The sequence below is a fragment of the Robertmurraya mangrovi genome (assembly GCF_034427655.1).
Taxonomy (GTDB): domain Bacteria; phylum Bacillota; class Bacilli; order Bacillales; family Cytobacillaceae; genus Robertmurraya_A; species Robertmurraya_A mangrovi.
In genome coordinates, this window is the sequence record NZ_JAXOFX010000005.1 from 93,754 (window position 1) to 113,076 (window position 19,323).

A 19,323-nucleotide genomic window follows, 5' to 3' on the forward strand; every position below is an offset into this window, starting at 1 on the left:
TATGAATCAATTCATAATCAAGCTTATTATCATTTTATTGATAGTCATTATTCCTGGTTGCTCTTCTCTATCACCAAACCTCATGTTCGAGAACGTCCTAAAGGCAAATGAAAAGGCACAAAAAAGCTTTTATCAAGAAGTGGAAACTCAAACTTACTATAATGGAGAACTCATCAACCTCAAGTTGTTGAAATCTTGGGAAGAGCCCTATAAGGGTAAAGCAAAATACAAGCTAATTGATTCGGAAGAAGGTACTTTTTATACCATTTTTAGTAATAACTTAATCACGTCCTATAAGGATGGTGCGAATTCAGCAACCGTAAAGGAGCTTGCGTACTCACAATTCCAACACCTCCTAACAACCAAGAATGATGTTATAAAAGATTTAGAATCACTCAGAAAAACCCATAAATTAACCCTTGTAAAAGAAGTAGAACTAGCCAATAAAAAAACTTATGAGTTATTAGCCACCCCCCGTGATGACTCACAAATTATGGGCGAGCAACGTTTATGGATCAGTAAAAGCAATTGGATGGTATTAAAAAGACAATACACGATCGGAAAAAAACAAGTCATCGTTAGGATTAAAAACTTTTCATCCAATCCTAATATCAACTATCAGTTACCAAACTCTAAAAATATTAAATTTATTTTTGAAGATAAAACAATAAAAAAGAAAATGATTACGGAAAATATTAAGCTACCGGTTTATCTAATTCAACCAGACAACAACTTTGAAGTGATACGGGTAAACGAATTGGTTCAACCTCAATTAGGTTATCAATTTTTTTATACAAAAAATGGTGTAGATTCCTTCCAACTCGTTATCAAAAAAGAAAATGAGGAACAAAAACACGACTCAAACACTTCTAGCGATTTAAGTTTATTCAATATACCTGTGGTGATTGAACCTATCCCTAATTTAGGAATTTCCCTTTATTGGAACTTGGAAGGTCTAGACTATGAGCTGCTTTACTTTGATTCATTTGCAACCAAACAAGAACTTCAACAACTGTTGGACCATATTACTAAATATGAAAGAGTGGAAAGAAAATGAAAAAAATAATTATGGGTTTATCCATGATATTAGTTTTATTATCAACCTTATTAAGTTTTCCGGAAAATTCAGAGGCTAGTATGTCATCTGAGGCTAGAAGTAAATTTTCAAGAGCACTTGAAAAAGACCTTCGAAATAATGCTCATTACTATCATTTAAATTCTGCCGTTATTCTAGACTCATTTGATATGGAAGGTAATGTTTTTAAAATGATCAAGACGGACGATGCCGATACACCAGAGAATGAAGAAATAACAGAAGAGTATACTTCCCATTTGGCTGTTGCTTTAGTGGAATATAAACAAAAAAGAGATTCCTTTTTCTACTTTACGAAAAAAGAAATTTACTATTATGACGTAGAAAAAGAAGAGTTTTTAACCTCTAGCAATGTATTTATGAATGATAAAATTAGTGCTTTCTTTAAGCATCATCTAGATGATTTAAAGAAAGAAATGACTCCTTTATCGAACTTAATCATTATGGCTATGATTTCCCTTTTATTAATTGTCCCCTACCTAATTATGATTTTTCATAATCAAGGTAGCCAGACGAATGCAAATGTATATAATAATCAACGAAATGTAAGAGGATGATCCATATCATCCTCTTTTTTTCGGAGAAGGCTATTTTCATTTACAATGCTTCAATTCGAACATACTCTCTAGATTTAAAAGCTTTATAACGCTTTTTTTGACTACCTTTTATTTCGTACGTAGCAGGCATTATCTCTACAACCTCATCTTCTGCAGTTGGTACGTAGAATTCCCGCTCTTCCTTACTATTAAAAAGCCATGCTACAGAAAACAAAAGGAGAAATATGGACATGGATGCAATCACTTTTATCTTCATCCCACACACCTCCGCCTTTATAAGGCATTACAAATATAAAAATTGGGTCATTCTTTGACATCCCCAAATCGTTTCCCCTTATACGTACTTCCACCATTTATAGTTTGTATATATAGACCTTTTTTTATACGAGGGTATTAATCTGATTTCCATTTCTTAATAAGCAAAAAATATTAAATGCAAAAAATTTCACCAGATTTTACGTGTTTCTACCTATTTAATACTTTAGGCAAAAAGCTTATTGCATCAATGTTTTTAAAATGCATGGTCTTTCGTTTTGGGTTATAATTTGATTTGAGGATGAGCGAACGGTAATAGTTTCTTATTTACTTCAAGCATTTGGACTTTGAAGCTGAAGGATTTAACAGAGGCAAATTGGAGATATTTATATAGAGAGTATTCTTGAAAAATATATCCAATCTCATAAATCTATAGGCTTACTCTATTCGTGTTTCCAAATCTTATTTTGAAAACAAAATACATAAATAAGGGCCTCAGGTTAAGTACCTGGTTTCATGAAGTTTTATTTTCACAAGGGGGTTTTGTTTTGTCACTATTGCATTTGGCTATTTTTTCGCCTCTATTACTTGCTGTTTTAATTCCTTTGTTCTATAAAGGGTTTCGGCAAGTACATACAGGTTGGTTTGTCTTACCTCTTCCTATCGTCTTATTTAGCTACTTTATTTCCTTTCTCACGAACACATCGAGAAACGAGACGATTACGGAAACGTTTAATTGGATTCCTTCTTTAGGAATTAATTTAACTTTTAAGATTGATGGGCTTGGCTTACTGTTTGCCCTACTTATCTCAGGTATTGGTGGATTAGTTGTTCTATACTCCATTTTTTATTTAGATAAGGACAGAGAAAAGTTAAATACTTTTTATGTGTACCTGTTGCTCTTTATGGGAGCCATGTTCGGAGTGGTTTTATCAGATAACTTAATTGTTATGTATGCATTTTGGGAGTTAACAAGTATTTCCTCCTTTTTATTAATTGGTTACTGGTATCACCGTGAAAAGTCACGCTATGGGGCGCAAAAATCCATGCTGATTACTGTTTTTGGTGGTCTAGCCATGCTCGGAGGAATCGTCCTTCTTTATTTAATGACTGGTACTTTTAGCGTTACTGAAATCATCGCTCAATCTGGTGGAATTATAAACGATCCATTGTTCATTCCTGCACTTCTTTGTGTCTTACTGGGTGCATTTACGAAGTCTGCCCAATTTCCTTTTCACATTTGGTTACCTGATGCAATGGAGGCACCAACACCTGTTAGTGCGTATCTACACTCAGCAACCATGGTTAAAGCGGGAATTTATCTCGTTGCAAGATTAAGTCCTGTATTTGCTGAATCACCTGTTTGGTTATGGCTTGTTGCGGGATTCGGAATCATTACGCTATTCTGGGGTTCCTTCTCCGCTGTAAAACAAACGGACTTAAAAAGTATCCTTGCCTTTTCAACCGTCAGTCAACTTGGTTTAATCATGTCCTTACTTGGAGTAGGTGCTGCGGCTTTACATTTCAAAACAATGGATGATGGCTTATATACAGTCGCAACAACAGCTGCTATCTTTCATTTAATTAACCACGCTACCTTCAAAGGAAGTCTCTTCATGGTTGTAGGTATCGTCGATCATGAAACAGGGACGAGAGATATTCGCAAGCTTGGTGGATTAATGAGCTTTATGCCTATCACCTTTACCCTTGCTATTATTGGTGCCTTTTCTATGGCTGGATTACCACCTTTTAATGGGTTCCTAAGTAAAGAGATGTTTTTCACTGGCATGATTCGAGTTCTGGAATTAGATATTTTTAACCTAGATACTTGGGGTATTCTTTTCCCTGTGTTAGCTTGGATTGCTAGTATCTTTACTTTCATTTACAGTATGATTCTTGTGTTTAAAACTTTTACAGGTCCATACAAGCCTGAGGAATTAGACAAAAAGCCACATGAAGCACCTATTGGAATGCTAATTTCGCCTATTATCCTTGCTTCACTTGTTGTGATCTTTGGCTTTTTCCCGAATCTCTTATCTCATAGTTTAATTTCACCTGCAATGGCTTCCATCTTGCCAGGTTTACTAGTTAATGGTGGAGAATTCGTTGTCCATATTTCCTTCTGGCATGGTCCTAATATTGAGCTTTTTATGACTTTAGGGGTTATTACACTTGGAATTCTACTCTATATTACTTATCCAAAGTGGCGAAATATTTATAACGTGTTTCCTGAAAAACTCGCTCTAAATCGCTTTTACGATGGGCTCTTAGAGGTTGCTCAAACAAGTTCTATGAAAATGACTAGATTTTATATGAACGGGTTTATCCGTACCTATCTAGTTTATATTTTTACATTCTTTATTTTTATTTTAGGTGGCACTCTTATTTACAAACAGGCATTTAAATTGGATACAAGACATGTTGCATCCATTGGTGTTTATGAAATGATTATTGCCTTTTTAATTGTTTTATCTACTGTGACCATCCTTTTTGCAAAGTCACGCTTATCTTCAATTATCTTATTAGGAGCAGTAGGCTATATCGTTTCCTTATTCTTTGTTTTATTCAGGGCACCGGATTTAGCATTAACACAATTGGTTATTGAAACCGTATCTGTAGCCTTATTCTTACTTTGCTTTTATCACTTACCAAAACTTAAAAAAGAAGAGTCCCGTATTCAATTTAAACTAACAAATGCTCTGATTTCTATTGGTGTAGGTGGAATTGTAACAGCCATCGCACTTTCGGCACACAGTAATAAATTGTTTGACTCTATTGCTCATTATTATGTTGAAAACACATATGAAAAAGCAGCTGGTAAGAATATGGTAAACGTAATATTGGTGGATTTCCGTGGTTTTGATACACTATTTGAAATCTGTGTACTAGCTATCGCTGCTCTAGGAATTTTTGCGATGATAAAACTAAGACTGACAAGGAGGAAAGAAGGATGAGAACGAATGACCTTATTCTACAAACCGTCACAAAAGTAGTTCTCTTTATTATCCTCCTCTTCTCTATTCACTTGTTCTTTGCAGGACATTATTATCCTGGGGGAGGCTTTATCGGAGGATTGATGACCGCTGGTGCATTAGTACTATTGTTATTAGCATTTGATATGAAAACCGTATCAAAGATTTTGCCAATTGATTATAAAATTCTTACGGGAATCGGACTTCTTTTTTCCGTTGGTACTGGTTTAGGGGGATTACTTTTTAATGTTCCTTTTCTCACACATGCTTTTAGTGATGTCTATTTGCCAGTGTTAGGAAAAACGTCCCTTCACACAGCTGTATTGTTTGATATCGGAGTTTACTTAGTTGTTATCGGTGTAACGATGACCATTATTCAAACGATTGGGGAGAGTGAATAATGGAAATATTAATGTCTTTTGTTGTTGGAATTATATTCATGGCAGCAACTTACTTAATGCTTTCAAAGAGCTTATTACGTATCATCATCGGGACAGGGCTACTTAGTCATGGTACCCATCTATTGTTATTAACCATGGGCGGATTAAAAACAGGGGCGGCACCTTTATTAGGGGAAAAAGCACCTTCATATACGGATCCAATTCCTCAAGCACTCATCTTAACGGCTATTGTTATTGCTTTTGGGGTCACATCATTTTTCCTAGTTCTAGCTTATCGAGCTTATCAAGAACTAGGAACTGATAATATGGATCGTTTGAGAGGAACAGAGGGAAATGATTAATTTACCGTTATTACCAATTATCATACCGTTAGTATCAGCGGTTATATTAATATTTTTAAATAAATCAATTATGGCATCTAGATGGTTTTCCGCCCTATCATCTTTAGCTACCATTATCGCTTCTGTCATCTTATTGCAAAAAGTAAGAGTCAATGGTATACAGACTGTTGACTTAGGAAATTGGCAAGCACCTTTTGGAATAAGCTTAGTTTCCGACATGCTATCGGCTCTACTCGTTTTAACGACAAGTATCATTTCGTTTCTTTGCGTCATATACTCGTTTCGTTCTATCGGAAAAGAAAGAGAGAGCTTTTATTACTATCCGATTTTTCAATTCTTAATTGTAGGGGTTAACGGAGCTTTTACAACGGGAGATATATTTAACCTGTTTGTATTCTTCGAAGTTATGTTAATGTCTTCATACGTTTTACTTGTACTTGGAGGAACAAGAATCCAATTACGTGAGTCTATCAAATATATTTTGGTGAATATTATTTCATCTTCTTTATTCGTTATTACTGTAGCTTATCTATACTCTGTTGTTGGGTCACTAAACATGGCTCACATATCCGTTCGTATTAGCGAGATTGGCCAACCAGGTATTGTAACCGTGATTGCGATTCTCTTCTTAATCGTTTTTGGCCTAAAAGGTGGAATATTTCCATTATACTTCTGGTTACCAGGTTCCTATAACGCACCACCAGCACCAGTCCTGGCAATTTTCGGAGCTTTGTTAACGAAGGTCGGAATCTATTCAATTATGAGAACCTATACCTTGTTCTTTTACCATGATATAGGCTTTACTCACCAAATTCTTGGGGTCCTTTCCATTATCACCATTATTGTTGGGGTTATTGGAGCGATTGGTTACTGGGATATCAAGAAGATTATTATTTATAACATCATTATTGCTGTTGGTGTCATTCTATACGGTGTTTCCGTTATGAATACAGATGCTTTAGCAGGATCAGTTTTCTATTTAATACACGATATGATCATTAAAGCAGCCTTATTTTTATTAGCAGGTATCGTGATTGCTATAACAGGAACAAGTAATTTAAGAAATATAAGTGGATTAATTAAGAGATATCCACTCCTAGGTTGGACATTTTTCATTTCCGCTCTTGCACTAGCTGGGATTCCACCTCTAAGTGGCTTTATAGGGAAACTCTTACTTGTAAAAGGTGGCTTTGATGGAGGCAGTTATTGGGGTGCAGGGATCGTTTTAATGTCTAGCTTACTCGTACTGTTTTCTGTTGTAAAAATCTTCATTAATGGTTTCTGGGGAATTCATCGTAATTATGAAGGGGAAGAAAAAGCTCCAGTCAAATGGCTGCTTATATCTCCAATTATACTTGTAGTTTTATCTGCTTTGTACGGACTTGGATCGGAAGCAATTTATCCGTATATCATGCAGGCTGTAGAAACATTAATGACTCCAGACATATATGTTGATGCAGTCTTGAAGGAGCGATAAATATGGCTTTTCAAATATTATTAAACTTATTTCTAGCCTTTGTTTGGATGTTCTTAAAGGTATCCTACGATCCGGTTACCTTTTTAGTAGGGTTTTTCTTTGGCTTATTGACCATCTTTATGTTTAGACGCTTTTTCCACTCGAGATTTTATTTATTACGAGTGGTTGCCGTCCTAAATTTATTCTTTCTTTTTATAAAAGAGTTAATTTTAGCCAATATCTCTGTATTAAAAGTTATCTTACGACCGAAGTTAAATGTTACACCTGGAATATTTGCTTTGCCTACAGAGCTGACTGAAGAATGGGAAATTACCGTTTTAGCTAACTTAATTACCCTTACACCAGGTACACTAGTGGTCGATGTATCAATGGATAATAAAATTTTATATATTCATGCAATGGAGCTAGAGGATGCTGAACAAGCCATTTTAAGTATTAAGAATACATTTGAGAAAGCGATTATGGAGGTGAGCCGATAATGCTTAGTACAGTTATTACAGTCTCTCTTTTAGCTGTAACGATTTCAATGCTTGGGATGATTTATCGTGTGATAAAAGGTCCTTCGGTTGCAGACCGGGTTGTTGCTTTAGATGCTATCGGTATCAGCTTAGTTGCCGTAATTGCTCTCGTATCCATAAAACTTAAAACGAGTGCTTTTTTAGAAGTTATCCTCTTAATTGGAATTCTAGCTTTCATCGGTACGGTAGCCTTCTCAAAATATCTTGAAAAGGGGGTTATCGTTGAACATGACCGAGATCGTTAGAGTTATCATTGGCATGTTAATTGCTCTAGGGGCATTTTTAAGCATTGTAACTGCAATCGGGTTAATTAGGTTACCCGATGTCTATACAAGAACACACGCGGCTTCTAAAGCCGCTACACTTGGGGTTATGTTAATCTTGCTAGGAACATTCTTCTACTTCTTCTTAGAAGATAGACATTTCAACTCTAGATTAATTCTGGGGATTGCATTTATTTTCATTACCTCCCCTGTTGCTGGTCATTTAATAGCTAGAGCCGCATATAACTCAGGAGTCAAGTTGTGGGACAAAAGTGTTCAAGATGACTTGAAGTTAGCAAAAGAAAAAGCATCTACTTTAGAAAAAAGTTAATATGAATGACCATGAATAACTTACATTCATGGTCATTTTTTTATCCTCATCAACTTCATTAGCATTCGTTCATAATTTATCCATACCTTTCCATTAACGAATGACTTATAGTTAATTACAGAATGTCTTCTTTTGGTAAACCTCATTACAGCCATATTTATAAACTGGATATAAGGAGAGTATAACTGTGAACAAAAGGATTGCTGTTATTGGAGGAGGCATTGGTGGCTTATGTACAGGGTTAGCTCTTCAAAAGCAAGGGATAGAAGTATCTATTTACGAAAAACAAGGGCAATTTCATGGAGCCGGAGCAGGGATTGTTTTAGGGGGAAATGCACTAAGAGCCCTTGATTATTTAGGAGTTGGAGAGCAAATTAGAGAAGCTAGTTTCTCAACCAATCAATGTACGATTTACTCAGAACTAGGAAAAAAACTGACTGTACTAGATTATAAATCTGATTCCCTTCCAAATTACACCTTTATTCATCGTCATGACTTAGTAAAAATTTTGGCCGAGGCTATAGAACCTAGTTCAGTGATTTATAATAAGAAACTAGTACAACTTGTTCAGAGGGAAAATTACACAATCCAGCTATGCTTTGAAGATGGTTCAGAAGAACAGACTAACTTTTTAATAGCAAGCGACGGGATCCATTCTTTTGTTAGAAAACAATTACTTCCTCACAAGCAATTACGCTTTGCAGGATACACTTGCTGGCGCGGAATCATAGAGAACTGTCCAGATTCCATACCAAAGGCTTTTACAGAAACATGGGGCCCAAAAGGAAGGTTTGGCATTGTACCATTATCTAATAATCGAATCTATTGGTATGCACTGAAAAATGGGCAAGCAAATGACTCAGAACTAACTAAATGGAAAGTTAAAGATTTACTATATAATTTCATGGCATATCATGATCCAATCCCAAGAGTTTTGGAGAGAACAGACGATAAGAATGTAATTCGTCACGACATTTATGATCTTGATCCGCTATTTCGATATAATTTCGGAAACATTATACTATTAGGGGACGCCGCCCATGCAACTACCCCAAATATGGGGCAAGGTGCTTGTCAAGCCATTGAAGATGCCTTATCTCTTGCTCTTTGCTTTGAGAAAGAGAAAGAGATAAATAACGTGTTTATAAAATATGAAGAACAAAGATTAGACCGTTCTAGAAAAATTATTCAAGAATCAAGATTAGCTGGTAAGATTGCACAAATTGATATTCCTTTTCTATGTTCTATTCGAAACCAAATGTTAAAGCTAACGCCTTCAACGGTTTATCATAGTAGGCTCAAAAATTTATTTGAAATTCAAACAAAATAAAACAGCTCTAATCTGAGCTGTTTTATTTTCTCTTAATAACCGCCATCGTACATCTGGAAACACATACTAATTTATCTTCTTCGTCCGTAATTTTAATATCCCAAACCATTGTAGTTCGTCCCTGGTGTAATACTGTAGCAGTTGCAGTCACAAATCCATCCTTTTTACTTCTAATATGGTTTGCGTTAATTTCTAAACCTACTACTACTTCACTTTGCTTATCTACAAGTTCATATGCACCAATTGAAGCTACCGTTTCAGCTAAAGCAACAGAAGCTCCCCCATGTAATAATCCAAAAGGTTGTTTTGTCCTCTCATCAACTGGCATCGTTGCCGTAACAAGCCCCTTCTCTAACTTCGTAATTTCTATTCCTAGTGCATGTATAAGTGTTTTATTAATATCCACTGTATTTTCCTCCTTAATTTGTTATATAACTTAAACTTATTATTGGACAAACTATATATGTCCAGCTAGGACAATAACTAGAAGAGGTGAATAACGAATGAATCGAGTTCGCGAAGGACTAATCCCAACAGTACTTGGAACAGCTGTAACAGCCACTGGATTTGCACTAAAACAAAACCGAAATGTTGACTCAATGATTTCTAATACTGTCGTTGGTTTTGGATTAGCTCATATTGTACTCGGAGCTATTGATTTATTCGAACACCGCGATCAATATTAAATTAGGAGCCATAGTGTTCCATTGCTTATAAACCTAACGGGCACTCAAGTGCCCGTTTCTTACAAGGCCCTAACTCTTTCCTTTTTCTTTTTTCTAATTACTTTTTGCACGATATAAATAAATAGTGCTATGACAATAAAAAAGAAGACTTCCTTTTCATGCTGAACAATTTTCTCTTTATGATCCCCGAACCAATATCCTAAGCTAAAGAAAATCATCAGCCATATTAACGCCCCACTATAGGCAAATAGGGCAAATGTTTTAAATGGGATTTTAGCTGTGCCATATAAAAATGGCACTAAGATTCTCATCCCTGGAAGAAAACAACTTAACAACAATGAATAGGAGTGATATTTATCCATCGTGTTTTTAGACTTTTCGAGTTTTTTTGAAAACCTTTCTCTTTTTTCAATCGTTGATAAAAGAGGTCTTCCCACATATTTTCCTAGCAAATAACTAACGGTTAAAGTTGTAATAATTCCTGAATAAGTTACAAAAAAGGCGATTACTGGATTTAATACTTGCAACGATGCTGCAAGTCCTATTGTCATGACGATTAACTCATTGGGAACGGGAACAATAAATACTCCAACTAACAACCAAAGAAATAGCCCTATGTATCCGCCCTCTTCTATTAACTTTAATATAAAATCAAGTTCCATAAAGGCTTGCTCCCTTCAAACTTAACTAAGCCTCTCTTTTAATAATTCCACTTTTCTTTCTATTTCCCTTCAATTATCTTTTATTCTGTATTATGTAACGTAATGTAAAAGAATACATACTTAATATAAAAAGGAATCTAAGGGTTTAAAGCCAGAATAAGATAAGCCTGTAAATTCATATGTTAATAAAGGAGAATTTTAGAGAACTTAGAAAGGGGATGAATAAATGTATAATTTTTATCCATCCAATCGAATGCGTTACACGCCTTCTCAAAGTCATCACTACATACACTCAAACAATCAAATCTACTACTCTCCCTATTACTATCCATATCATTACGTTCGTCAATTCCCTTCAGTCAATCCAACTCAGTTTATTTCCTCTGCAAAGCAAATGGAATTAATCATGAAAGATGCTAGTTTGTTGTTACAAAGAATGTCTAGTTCAAGGGAGTTTTCTTCCGAGTTAATGAGTGCTGCACAAGAGTCAAAAATGGAGAAAGTCACTAGTATGATTAAGTCAACTGGGGTTCAAACCATGCCTGAAATATCCTATACACCTGATGGATTAAAGCTAATTTTCACTTCAAAAACGAATAATATTGACTGTTGTCATTTAACCCTTAGCTTGAGATGGATGTAAAACAGTGAAAGCCCTCTACAAAGTAGAGAGCTTTTTCGGATTTTAGGCCATTTTGTTACGAGTTTGTTCGTTCTACCCTAAACCATTCTTTATCTATATTTACCTAAATATAAGGTGCACCGAAGCCATAGCCATATCCATATCCAGGGAATCCACCATAAGCATATGGCGGGAAACCACCGTAGAATACCGGACGAGGGGCCAATAACGCTCCACCTATTAATCCACCTGCAACTCCTCCTAATAAACCTCCCAAAAATGGAGCTCCAAAGAAAAAGCGGCTATTTTGATGATATTGTGGACCTCTAACATGATACATTGGGTTACCTCCTTATTTCATTCTAAACATTACCCTACACTACTTCATATGCAGCAAGTACCCATTTGGAGTGGGCTAAGAGGTGATTATATAAAGGGGTCCTTAGAAGAAAGCCTTTTCATATTTGACCATATAAAAAAGCTAACCTCGGAAAGTTACCCTTTGGTTAGCTTTTAAGATCTTTAATTTTTATACTTGCTTTAACATATCAACCGTTTGATCACATTGCTGAAGTGCTTGATTAACGGCTTCCATTGATTGTTCAATACGGTCACGGTTAGAACCTTTTTCAACTGTATTTAATGCCTGCTGTAAACTGCTTTTAGCTTCATTTAATGAAGAGACAGTGTCCTGTACATAACCTCTTGCGTTTTTATCCATATGTATCCCTCCTTTTGTCCATTCAACTATATTGTTCTCTAATTGAAGCTTTTTATGTATTCAATGGGGCAAGTTAAAACAAGGCAAATCATTGTATTTGTAAGTATATAAAAATGTTCGTAAGTGAAATAAAAAATGATTACATGATAGTGTCCCTTCATCCTCCATGTCATATAAATCAATAAATAGCTCTAGAACATCAGGGTCGATATCTTCTACTAAATTGTGTAGTGACAATTTATAAGGTAGACCAGCAGCTAGACTCCAAAATCCCATATATTCTAGAACCTCCCTTATACTTTGCTCATCCAAATGTTTATCCTCACTTTCTTCTCCACTATAGTTATTTTTTCATCATTAGCGAAATTTATCCTATTATATCCAACTTAATAAAAAGGCAAAGGCCAAGCCCCATTTTTGGCACGTATTTAAACATGCTTGTCTATAATATAGTGAGGCTTAAAAGGAGACAGGGTTCATCATGTTCTTAAGCATATAGTAGCTTAAACGGTACTTAGAAGTATCTTTTCTCCTTGAAAAAAGAATGTTAAAAAGGGTGATTACATGGCAGATAAAGATGAATTTTATAAATTATTGAAGATGTTAGGAGCAAAAGCTGAATATCAAATAAATGAGTGGATAAAAGAATGCTTAAACAAAGAGGAAATTATTCAATTATTTAGTAATCAGAGCAGTCACTATTCAAAGGCTATTAAAAACATCCAAGAGAAAGTGGAAACCTTATCTATCCCCTTTAACTTTCCAACAAAGGGTGACGTTGCTTCCCTTGCAAAGTTAACTATTCAAAACGAAGAGAAATTAGAAGCAATAGAAGAGCAGATCAATCAATTAAATGAATTAGTAAGAAAATTAAAAAAGGGTTCGAACATTACCGATAAACTGGATGAAAACGAAACTCAACATTTAACAACCATTGAAAACTTCGATAATAGTAATGAAAATATTTCAACAAACCAACAAAAATCCCTTAAAAGAATTAAAAAACTGAACTTAATCTTGCAAAATCATTCTTCTAGTAATCTTGATTCTCTGTTGACTGCTCTTAAAAAGGAGAATACTAGTGGAAGGAAATAAAGAGATACTACGTTGGAAAGGCTTTTGGAGTGTGTTCGGAGGTCACGAACCTCCCTCTGCTACTACTCCTAGAAAGTCCATTTGGAAAAAGAATAAGACAACCCTATGGTATTATCCTGCAAAAAAGAAAAAGTTCCAAACACCACTTTTTCTAGTTTACTCGTTAGTGAACCAACCTTTTATCCTCGACTTAAGCCCAAATATAAGCTTGATAGAAGCATTTGTGGATGAAGGATATGATGTGTATTTAATCGATTTCGGAATTCCTAGATACGAGGACAAAGATATTACTTTAGATAATTATATTGTGGGATTTATAAAAAAAGGTGTCCAAAAAGCCTTAACACATTCCAAGGCGAAGGATATTACGGTAATGGGTTTTTGCCTGGGTGGTACTTTAGCAGCTATCTACACTGCCATTGCCACTGAACCCATTAAAAATTTGATTCTTACTGTTACTCCAATTGATTTTTCTACTGTTCCTGCTTATGACAAATGGGCTTTGGCACTTAGAAACGAAAAAATCGACTTCGATGAATTCATTGATACTATCGGCCTCATCCCCGCCAACTTTATTGAAGCAGGAGTTAGATTAGTTACCGCACCTGTTTATTTTAGTCATTACTTATCTTTGTTAAATAGAGGGTATGAGAAGCATTATGTTGATAAATGGATATTGTTTAATAAATGGACAAGCGGCCATATTCCTTTCCCAGGAGCAACATTAAAGCAACTTGTAAATGATTTAGGCAAACATAACAAGTTAGTCACAGGAGAGTTAAAAATTAATAATCAGACAGTTGATTTAAGAAATATCAAATCTAATTTACTAGTAGTAGCTTCTGACTTTGATCAACTAGTACCAAAAGAGCAAACCTATCCAATTGTAGAGCTAGCCTCAAGTGAGGATAAAAAATATGAGTTACTACCAAGTGGACATACAGGTCTTACGGCTAAGAAGGGGTTACCTATCTACTTAAAGGAATGGCTTCCGTCTAGATCAAATCCTATATAACGTAAGGAGTGACTAACTACAGATGGTTTATGAAGAGAGTAGTAGTTCAGGTTACCTCGGTTTTACCACTATTGTTTTTAGGAATTCTCTTACCGATTCTAAGCAGGCATGGTTCTGTTCTCTTATACAAGAATATGGCTTAAATTTACTTCTAAACATAAGCACATATGATTTAGTAACATTACTTGAAGATTAAATCGTTTAATATTTCCTTATAAAAAAAGCAACACTCCAGGAGTATTGCTTTAATGTCTTTATTAAACAGCTAATCTAGAATCGGTTAATTTTTTATAGGCAATCGTTAAATTTTGTAAACATTGTGATCGTAATTGTTCGTCGCAAATAAAATCAAACCTTATTTCTTTTTCTAAATTTAAATAGATTTGGGAAGGGACTTCATTTCCCGTTTGTTTGCCACTCGTTAATTCACTTTCAAAATACTCAACTGTACCAAATAATAAACCCACTGCAAGCCTCCACCTTCCAATTTTAAGATAAAAAAAGTTCAAAAAAAAGATTGGTGGATACTTAGTTACAACGGAAGATACAACCATTAACCTATGTGCAACAAGGATCCAATCCTTTTTGGCAACCCGACCGTCATAGTTCCGTGACCTTAGACTCGTGGCTTTGCGTCCTTATTTTTCAATAAGTTTGCCCTTTTACACTTGTATAATTAAAATATAAAACTTTAGCATCATAATTACAACAATTTTCAACAAATTTACACATAAATAGTCATTTCCTCCCAGGCCACAATAAAAATTTCTTAAAGACTGATAAATGGTAAGAATTAGTCGATATAAGGATGGGAGGTGATTTTTTGAATATACCTGCATTATCAATAGGTATGAACCAAGCGGCTCTTGCTGAAAAAGTGAGTATATCGCTACTAAAGAAGGTAATGGATACTGCCCAACAGGACCAAAATCAACTTGTCCAGATGCTTCAAGCACCCCATCCTACCTCGGGGCAAACGATAGATTTAAAGGTATAGAATTTAGCAGAAGGTTTTAGAACTTTAACAGTCCAATGATAAGCTTATGCTAAAAAAAGCTGTCTGTTACTATCAATATAGATAGTACAGACAGCTTTCTCCTTACTTCTTATTCTCTGGAATTGTTTTCAAATAATCTACAGCTTCTTTTAGAGAGGCTACGGGTATAACTTTTAAGGTATAGTTATTTTCTTTCACTTCTTCTAAAGCATCTTTTTCATTTGCATCTACCTCATTGATGTCTTTGGGGACAAAAAAGATATCTATCCCTTCTCTGGATGCTGATGTGACCTTATGCTTAATCCCACCTATTTGACCTACATTACCCATATGGTCTATTGTACCCGTTCCTGCAACTTTATAGCCTTTTGTGTAGTCAATGGATGTGAGCTGATTAAATATTTCTAAAGAAAACATGAGACCAGCAGAAGGACCTCCGATATCTTCACTATCCAGCTCCACTTTCTTATCATTTGTTGTAACGGTAAAATCCTCTTCTGGAATGATTCCTAGACCGACTTTTTCATTCTGTAGACCTATAACCTCGACTTCTTTTGTCACGGTTTTACCATTTCTTTGAACAGCTAAATTCACTAAATCTCCTACTTTTTTATTTTCATCCAAATATCTAGTAAACTCTTGTACTTCTATTATGTTTTTCCCATCAACCATCGTAATGATGTCTCCGACTTGAAGTACCCCTTTAGCCTTGGAATCCTCTCTAATACCTTTTACAAAAATCCCTTGATAATTAATATTTGTTTTAACATTAGCTTGATTAAAACTTGCTACTATGGCATTTTGTTTAGAATCTCTCATCATAAATGACAGTAAATTTGAATATTCTTCGTCCGATAGATCTGCTTGAACCTCGCTAGTTTTTTTAATTTCTGTATAAGGGGTAAGTAATGCATAAGCCAAGTGATAGATATTACTAGCTTCTATTGAAAATATAGTTGTGAGGTAAAAATGACCTTTAGCGTTCTTATTCCCATCTTCAACATTAACTTTTGCAGATAGTTCTTCTACTGAACCAGGCTCATAAATGTAATAAGGAGTTGGAACAAATGCTGCTATTATTAGGAGTAATAATACGAAAATAACAATCTTACGTTTACGTTTCATAAACAATATCCACCTACCATGAAATATTTACTACTATAACTATGTAGTTTTCGACAATTACTGCCAAAAGCCCTTTATCAATGAGATCTATTGTAAATAAAAAATAGAGGCAAAAAGAATCAGTGAGCCTCTATATGTTTTTCTATTTTGTTAATCCCATTCAAAACGCTGTGAACGCCAAGGATCTCCGTACATATGATAGCCATTCTTTTCCCAAAATCCTGGCTTATCAACTGCCGAGAATTCAATTCCTCTTACCCATTTAGCACTTTTCCAGAAATACAGATGGGGAATGACCGCTCTAAGCGGAAATCCATGTTCCGGCGTTAAGATTTCACCATTATGACTATGGGCAAGTAAACTGGTCTCTTTCATGAAATCCTCTAATGGTAGGTTTGTTGTCCAGCCTTCTTCAGCATGTAAAATAACATATTTAGCTTCTTCTAAAATGGATATATGTTTCAACAACTCTTTTACAGAGATCCCTTTCCAAACATTATCTAATTTAGACCAACCCGTCACACAATGAATATCATTCGTATACTCATATTGAGGTAAGTTCATAAATTCTTCATAACTGAATATAATTGATTCTTCAACTGCCCCAAATATTTTTAAACTCCATTTAGACATATCAGAGTAATAAGGGACATTTCCGTGATGAAGGACAGGAAATCCAGTGGTAACATTCTGATCCGGTGGAACCCGACTGTCTAAATTCTTACGTTCCTTTCCAAAGTACATTTTTTTCACCATCCATATGTTAACAACCTTTATTTACCTATAATACAAAAACAGCTCCCAAAAGAGAAGCTGTCTAAATTATAATACCATTGCCGCAATCCAACCAAATACAATAAGCGGAATATTGTAATGGATAAAGGTTGGTACACAAGTATCCCAAATATGATTGTGTTGTCCATCTACATTAAGCCCAGATGTTGGCCCTAATGTACTATCTGATGCTGGAGAACCCGCATCTCCAAGTGCAGCAGCTGTACCAACTAAAGCTATAGTTGCCATCGGACTAAACCCGAGCTCAAGTGATAAAGGTACAAAAATAGTAGCTATGATAGGAATCGTTGAAAATGAAGAGCCAATTCCCATAGTAACTAACAAACCTACTAATAGCATTAAAATCGCAGCAAGTGACTGGTTTCCTCCAATCATAGCAGCCGCTTGTTTGACTAGTTCATCTACATGCCCTGTTTCTTTTAATACAGCGGCAAATCCAAAAGCTGATAACATGACAAAACCAATGAATGCCATCATTTTCATACCCTCTGTCAATAGGTCATCTGCTTCTCTCCATTTAATGGAGCCACTTAAGTAAATAACCACAATTCCTGCCAGTGCTCCAAAAACCATCGAATCTAAAACAATTTGAACAACTAGAGCAGCTACAATCGCTAGAATTGAAAAGATAATTCCTACCTTTGAATATTTAGTACTTTCAAGTTGGACTGCTTCATATTGCTCATACTCTCTACTTTTTCGATAAGAGATGAAAACAGCAATTACTAATCCTACTAAGAGACCCGCTGTTGGTATAAGCATAGCTTTTGGAATATCAGATACGTTAATAGCTAGTCCACTTTCAGCCATATTTGTTGCTAGAATGTCATGAAATATTTTTCCGAAGCCCGCTGGTAATAAAATATAAGGAGCCGTTAAGCCAAATGTTAGTACAGATGCAATCAAACGTCTATCAATCTTTAATTCATTCATTACCTTTAATAAAGGTGGAATTAGGATTGGTATAAAAGCAATATGGATTGGAATTAAGTTTTGAGAGAAACAAGCCATTAATAGAATAAATAAGATGATAAGAGCTTTTGAGTACGTTTTAGCTTTTGATTCTTCGTTTTTACCAACCATTTTTAGTACTGATTCTACAATGAGGTTAGGCAAGCCTGTTTTTGAGATGGAGATAGCGAATCCACCTAGTAAAGCATAGCTTAATGCAACAGATGCACTTCCTCCTAATCCTCCCGTAAATACTTCGATGGTTTTATCTATAGATAATCCGCCTGTAAGTCCACCTACTAATGCCCCTGCAATTAGTGCAAATACAACGTTCACTCGTAGTAGACTTAAAATTAGCATGATTAAGACAGCAATAACTACCGCATTCATAATGTTGTGTTTCTCCTCTCGTTACTTTAGTTTGCTAAATTGGTAGAGTGTTAAAATACAAGTATTAAATTATCATACTATAACTTTTGTTGTCAATAGGATTTTTATTTATTGACTGTTTCATGTTGTTTCTGCATATAATTTTGTCCGTTCCTTTCCGCTCCACTCAGTAATATAAACGTTGACATAAACAACCATTTTTCAAAAAGACCCTATTTAAAAAAGAGAGTTTCCTCAAAGCATAACTTTAAGAAAACCCTCCAAAACATTTATTTTCGGTAAAAGAAGTAGATTGCAATAAAGAAGATTACAACCGCAAATAGCTTATTGCCATCGAAGGGGATTTGCTTTCCACCGAATAGACCGAAATGGTCAATAATGGCTCCCATTAGTAATTGACCTACAATGACCGCCATTAAACTAGAGGCAACTCCTAGTTTAGGTACGACTAGCACCATAATGAATACATAAAATGCTCCTAGCAATCCGCCAGTTAGCTGCCACTTAGGCACGGAGGCAATAGCTGTGATATTTCCTTTTCCAAAAAAGAGCACAATAAATAACAAAGCTAGTGTTCCTATTGAAAAAGAGAGAAAGGATGCCTCAATTGTTCCTGTTTTTTTCCCCAGTCCTCCGTTGATGATGGCTTGTATCCCGACGGCTAATCCACCTAATAAGGCTAAAATTGGATAGATAAAATTCAACCATTTCCCCTACCTTCTAAAC

Annotated in this window: 26 protein-coding genes and 1 riboswitch; of the genes, 15 read left to right on the forward strand and 11 right to left on the reverse strand. The window is 35.2% G+C overall.

Translation table 11 applies throughout. From position 1 onward, the window contains the following. Position 1: 1 nt before the first annotated feature. Positions 2-1,057: a hypothetical protein gene (locus tag SM124_RS09975; RefSeq protein WP_322446378.1), complete on the forward strand. Its 1,056-nt coding sequence runs from the start codon at positions 2-4 to the stop codon at positions 1,055-1,057. After that, complete coding sequence (locus SM124_RS09980) at positions 1,054-1,650, forward strand: hypothetical protein (RefSeq protein ID WP_322446379.1); 597 nt, start codon at positions 1,054-1,056, stop codon at positions 1,648-1,650. The genes SM124_RS09975 and SM124_RS09980 overlap by 4 nt, the downstream gene beginning before the upstream one ends. Before the next feature lie 40 nt (positions 1,651-1,690). On the opposite strand, the gene SM124_RS09985 is transcribed toward SM124_RS09980, so the two are convergent. After that, positions 1,691-1,906: a hypothetical protein gene (locus SM124_RS09985; protein WP_322446380.1), complete on the reverse strand. Its 216-nt coding sequence runs from the start codon at positions 1,904-1,906 to the stop codon at positions 1,691-1,693. Between the two features lie 547 nt (positions 1,907-2,453). Here SM124_RS09985 and SM124_RS09990 point away from each other — a divergent pair. The 8 genes from SM124_RS09990 to SM124_RS10025 all read left to right on the forward strand — a co-directional run bounded on the left by SM124_RS09990 (position 2,454) and on the right by SM124_RS10025 (position 9,538). Beyond that, entirely contained in the window at positions 2,454-4,859 is a 2,406-nt protein-coding gene (locus tag SM124_RS09990) for a Na+/H+ antiporter subunit A (RefSeq protein WP_322446381.1), read from the forward strand. Continuing rightward, positions 4,856-5,278, forward strand: coding sequence for a Na(+)/H(+) antiporter subunit B (locus tag SM124_RS09995; protein WP_322446382.1), 423 nt, complete (start codon positions 4,856-4,858; stop codon positions 5,276-5,278). Before SM124_RS09990 ends, SM124_RS09995 begins: the two co-directional genes overlap by 4 nt. Beyond that, positions 5,278-5,619, forward strand: a complete 342-nt coding sequence (locus tag SM124_RS10000) for a Na(+)/H(+) antiporter subunit C (RefSeq protein ID WP_322446383.1) — start codon at positions 5,278-5,280, stop codon at positions 5,617-5,619. Before SM124_RS09995 ends, SM124_RS10000 begins: the two co-directional genes overlap by 1 nt. Then, positions 5,612-7,096 carry a Na+/H+ antiporter subunit D gene (locus tag SM124_RS10005; RefSeq protein ID WP_322446384.1) on the forward strand — a complete coding sequence of 495 codons (1,485 nt, stop codon included), beginning with the start codon at positions 5,612-5,614 and terminating at the stop codon, positions 7,094-7,096. Before SM124_RS10000 ends, SM124_RS10005 begins: the two co-directional genes overlap by 8 nt. Positions 7,097-7,098: 2 nt before the next feature. Beyond that, on the forward strand, positions 7,099-7,575 hold the full coding sequence (locus SM124_RS10010; RefSeq protein ID WP_322446385.1) for a Na+/H+ antiporter subunit E: 477 nt from the start codon (positions 7,099-7,101) through the stop codon (positions 7,573-7,575). Continuing rightward, complete coding sequence (locus tag SM124_RS10015; RefSeq protein WP_322446386.1) at positions 7,575-7,859, forward strand: Na(+)/H(+) antiporter subunit F1; 285 nt, start codon at positions 7,575-7,577, stop codon at positions 7,857-7,859. Before SM124_RS10010 ends, SM124_RS10015 begins: the two co-directional genes overlap by 1 nt. Further along, a complete protein-coding gene (mnhG, locus tag SM124_RS10020; RefSeq protein ID WP_322446525.1) occupies positions 7,843-8,208 on the forward strand; it encodes a monovalent cation/H(+) antiporter subunit G in 366 nt (121 codons plus the stop codon). The genes SM124_RS10015 and mnhG overlap by 17 nt, the downstream gene beginning before the upstream one ends. 187 nt (positions 8,209-8,395) lie before the next feature. Then, entirely contained in the window at positions 8,396-9,538 is a 1,143-nt protein-coding gene (locus tag SM124_RS10025) for an FAD-dependent monooxygenase (protein WP_322446387.1), read from the forward strand. A 22-nt stretch (positions 9,539-9,560) separates the two neighbouring features. On the opposite strand, the gene SM124_RS10030 is transcribed toward SM124_RS10025, so the two are convergent. Then, entirely contained in the window at positions 9,561-9,944 is a 384-nt protein-coding gene (locus SM124_RS10030; RefSeq protein WP_322446388.1) for a hotdog fold thioesterase, read from the reverse strand. Between the two features lie 97 nt (positions 9,945-10,041). Between SM124_RS10030 and SM124_RS10035 the strand changes: the two genes are divergently transcribed. Further along, positions 10,042-10,224, forward strand: coding sequence for an asparagine synthase (locus tag SM124_RS10035; protein ID WP_322446389.1), 183 nt, complete (start codon positions 10,042-10,044; stop codon positions 10,222-10,224). 59 nt (positions 10,225-10,283) lie between these two features. Here the strand turns inward: SM124_RS10035 and SM124_RS10040 are convergent, their stop codons facing one another. Next, positions 10,284-10,886, reverse strand: a complete 603-nt coding sequence (locus SM124_RS10040; protein WP_322446390.1) for a DedA family protein — start codon at positions 10,884-10,886, stop codon at positions 10,284-10,286. 226 nt (positions 10,887-11,112) lie between these two features. On the opposite strand from SM124_RS10040, the gene SM124_RS10045 reads away from it, so the two are divergent. Then, positions 11,113-11,529 carry a YuzC family spore coat inner layer protein gene (locus SM124_RS10045; RefSeq protein WP_322446391.1) on the forward strand — a complete coding sequence of 139 codons (417 nt, stop codon included), beginning with the start codon at positions 11,113-11,115 and terminating at the stop codon, positions 11,527-11,529. A gap of 103 nt (positions 11,530-11,632) precedes the next feature. On the opposite strand, the gene SM124_RS10050 is transcribed toward SM124_RS10045, so the two are convergent. From SM124_RS10050 to SM124_RS10060, 3 genes are all read right to left on the reverse strand, one after another. After that, positions 11,633-11,848, reverse strand: coding sequence for a hypothetical protein (locus SM124_RS10050; protein WP_322446392.1), 216 nt, complete (start codon positions 11,846-11,848; stop codon positions 11,633-11,635). A gap of 189 nt (positions 11,849-12,037) precedes the next feature. After that, positions 12,038-12,229 carry a hypothetical protein gene (locus SM124_RS10055; protein ID WP_322446393.1) on the reverse strand — a complete coding sequence of 64 codons (192 nt, stop codon included), beginning with the start codon at positions 12,227-12,229 and terminating at the stop codon, positions 12,038-12,040. 60 nt (positions 12,230-12,289) lie between these two features. Further along, on the reverse strand, positions 12,290-12,505 hold the full coding sequence (locus SM124_RS10060; protein ID WP_322446394.1) for a hypothetical protein: 216 nt from the start codon (positions 12,503-12,505) through the stop codon (positions 12,290-12,292). Positions 12,506-12,793: 288 nt separating this feature from the next. Between SM124_RS10060 and SM124_RS10065 the strand changes: the two genes are divergently transcribed. Both SM124_RS10065 and SM124_RS10070 read left to right on the forward strand, forming a co-directional pair. Further along, positions 12,794-13,324, forward strand: coding sequence for a hypothetical protein (locus tag SM124_RS10065; protein ID WP_322446395.1), 531 nt, complete (start codon positions 12,794-12,796; stop codon positions 13,322-13,324). Further along, positions 13,311-14,339: an alpha/beta fold hydrolase gene (locus SM124_RS10070; RefSeq protein ID WP_322446396.1), complete on the forward strand. Its 1,029-nt coding sequence runs from the start codon at positions 13,311-13,313 to the stop codon at positions 14,337-14,339. Before SM124_RS10065 ends, SM124_RS10070 begins: the two co-directional genes overlap by 14 nt. A 257-nt stretch (positions 14,340-14,596) precedes the next feature. Here the strand turns inward: SM124_RS10070 and SM124_RS10075 are convergent, their stop codons facing one another. After that, positions 14,597-14,806 carry a hypothetical protein gene (locus tag SM124_RS10075; RefSeq protein ID WP_322446397.1) on the reverse strand — a complete coding sequence of 70 codons (210 nt, stop codon included), beginning with the start codon at positions 14,804-14,806 and terminating at the stop codon, positions 14,597-14,599. Between the two features lie 117 nt (positions 14,807-14,923). After that, positions 14,924-15,008, reverse strand: a riboswitch (cyclic di-GMP riboswitch). 154 nt (positions 15,009-15,162) lie between these two features. On the opposite strand from SM124_RS10075, the gene SM124_RS10080 reads away from it, so the two are divergent. Further along, a complete protein-coding gene (locus SM124_RS10080) occupies positions 15,163-15,336 on the forward strand; it encodes a YjfB family protein (protein ID WP_322446398.1) in 174 nt (57 codons plus the stop codon). A 102-nt stretch (positions 15,337-15,438) separates the two neighbouring features. Here the strand turns inward: SM124_RS10080 and SM124_RS10085 are convergent, their stop codons facing one another. The 4 genes from SM124_RS10085 to SM124_RS10100 all read right to left on the reverse strand — a co-directional run bounded on the left by SM124_RS10085 (position 15,439) and on the right by SM124_RS10100 (position 19,301). After that, a complete protein-coding gene (locus tag SM124_RS10085; RefSeq protein WP_322446399.1) occupies positions 15,439-16,461 on the reverse strand; it encodes a SepM family pheromone-processing serine protease in 1,023 nt (340 codons plus the stop codon). Positions 16,462-16,611: 150 nt separating this feature from the next. Further along, positions 16,612-17,205, reverse strand: a complete 594-nt coding sequence (locus SM124_RS10090; RefSeq protein ID WP_322446400.1) for a sulfite oxidase-like oxidoreductase — start codon at positions 17,203-17,205, stop codon at positions 16,612-16,614. A 78-nt stretch (positions 17,206-17,283) separates the two neighbouring features. Beyond that, the gene (locus SM124_RS10095) at positions 17,284-18,597 is read right to left on the reverse strand and encodes a Na+/H+ antiporter family protein (protein ID WP_322446401.1); all 1,314 of its coding nucleotides are present in this window, start codon (positions 18,595-18,597) and stop codon (positions 17,284-17,286) included. Positions 18,598-18,866: 269 nt separating this feature from the next. Further along, entirely contained in the window at positions 18,867-19,301 is a 435-nt protein-coding gene (locus tag SM124_RS10100) for a DMT family transporter (RefSeq protein WP_322446402.1), read from the reverse strand. Positions 19,302-19,323 lie beyond the last annotated feature (22 nt).